The 2,121-nt window shown below is 24.5% G+C and carries 2 protein-coding genes; both read left to right on the forward strand.

The window, feature by feature from the left end; all coding sequences use genetic code 11:
• Positions 1 to 30 precede the first annotated feature (30 nt).
• Positions 31 to 861: a tetratricopeptide repeat protein gene (locus tag EV195_RS16570; protein ID WP_132796093.1), complete on the forward strand. Its 831-nt coding sequence runs from the start codon at positions 31 to 33 to the stop codon at positions 859 to 861.
• 439 nt (positions 862 to 1,300) lie between these two features.
• Positions 1,301 to 2,121, forward strand: an 821-nt coding sequence (locus tag EV195_RS16575) for a CHAT domain-containing protein (protein ID WP_132796094.1), incomplete at its 3' end; no start/stop codon positions are given.

Consider the following 2,121-nt stretch of genomic DNA (forward strand, 5'->3'; position numbering starts at 1 on the left):
TTATTTTATTTTTTTACAAGAGAAATTAACATGTTCAGAAAAGGAATAATATTTTTTTTAATTCTATATATTTCTATAAACTGTTATGGGCAAAATTTTTCTATTGATAGTTTACTCAAAAAAAATAATTTGAGCGAAAGTAAGGCTGATAAGATTTTGCTTTCATTAAAAAATGACTCTCTCAAACTTGCAAAAACTACTTTCAACTTCTCTAGATATTTTTACAAAAAAAAAGAGCAAAATCTTGAACTAGCTATTAAATATGCTCAAATAGAGATAGATTTTTTAGAGAAGACTAAAGAAACTAAAAACGAACATTATCATAGTTCTTTATATAGATTAGGTCTTTATTATTTGTATAATAATAACATTGAAGAGGCTATAGAATTTTTTAAAAAATCTAGCGAACTCGATATTGTTAAAAAAAGGAAAGGTCAATCTTTATGCCAATTAGGTTATTGCTATTATTTAAAAGGATATTATCATAAATCGATTAATTATTACACTAAAGGGTTGGATATCTTAAAAAAACATGGTAAACCTAATAGTCTTATTGCTCACGCTCTCAACTCAGCTCGAAACGCATTTAAAATAAAAAATAAAAAAATAATTTTTGATGCTGTTAAACAATTAAAACTTGCAGAAGAAACTATTAATTCTAATCCAAATGAAGATTACTTCTATCTCAGGATAAGACTAAATATGTCGTATGGTAATATTTATCAGATGATTGATAGTTTTTCAAAAGCTATGTATTATTACAGAAAGTCCTCTTTAATTGCTGAAGAGAATAAAGACTTTTACTACCAGGCTATGAATAATATGAATATTTTAGAACTATATGTAAAAAAAAAAGTCTGATAGCTCTTATCATTATTTAAAAAAAGGAATTGACCTGAACGAAAAAATTTTAACAAAAAAGAACAGCAATTTTATAGTAGCAGGGAGTTATCTATATTCTTCAGCATATTATTTTCAAATAGGAAATCTAAATAAATCACTTGAGTTATCCAATAAGTCGATAAAAAGATATTGTTTCGCTAAAGATGTTAACAACGTTAGTTCTTTAAATCTAATTAAAAACGAATATAAAAAAAACACTTTAACAGCTTTAAAATTAAAAGTTAATATTTTATTTAAACTTTATGAAAAGCACAATAAAGTAATTTACTTAGAAGAAATAATTAAATCTGTTAATATATCAAATGATTTAGTTAGTCTTGTTTTAAAAGAAAGTACTGAAACTATAACCCAACTGTTTTGGAGAGATGATGTCTCGGAAATTTATTCTTACGGTGTATTGGCTGCTTATTATTTACAGGACAACAACTTATTTTTTGATTTTATAGAGAAAAACAAGGCTTTTTTATTAACTCAAAGTATAAAACAAAATAACCTAACTTCAAATCTTTCATATAAGGCAACTCTTGATGACGCGTTATTCAGAAAAAAAATATTAGATATAGAGAGTAGAACAACCAATGAGAATAAATTTTTGAATGATTCTTTATTCAATTTGAAGTTAAAGTATGAACGATTTAAAGATTCTCTTAAACTTATTTACCCTGATTATTTTAGTCAAAAAAACAATGTACAATCTATTTCTTTGCCTGAACTAAAACAGAAGTTAGATAATAAAACAGCTGTTTTATCTTATGATATTGTAAAAAAATACGATTCTGATAGTTATGAATTGTTAGGATTAGTAAATACTAAACAAAAATCCATTTCTTTCAAAGCACTATTAACTCAAAAGGAATATTCTTTATTTTCTAAATACAAAAAATTAATTTCAATACCTTTTTCTAAAAAAGAACAATTAATTGATTTTAAAGAAATCGCATATAAATTACACACTTTTTTATTCCCTAGTGGAGAAGTTCAAAAATTAATACAAGACAAAAATTTAATGATTATAGCTAATGGAGAACTTCAAAACTTACCGTTTGAATCTTTAGTAACAAATAAAGAGTCATTAAAATACTTAATCCAAGATTATAATATTAGTTATGCATATTCAGCTTCGTTTTTAGATTTTAATAATTCTATAAAAAGAGAAACTACAAAGAATTTGGCTGCCTTTGCCCCTGTTTCGTTTTCTAACTCTGAATTAAAATCGCT

Origin of the sequence: Tenacibaculum skagerrakense, assembly GCF_004345825.1 — a bacterium.
GTDB lineage: Bacteria > Bacteroidota > Bacteroidia > Flavobacteriales > Flavobacteriaceae > Polaribacter > Polaribacter skagerrakensis.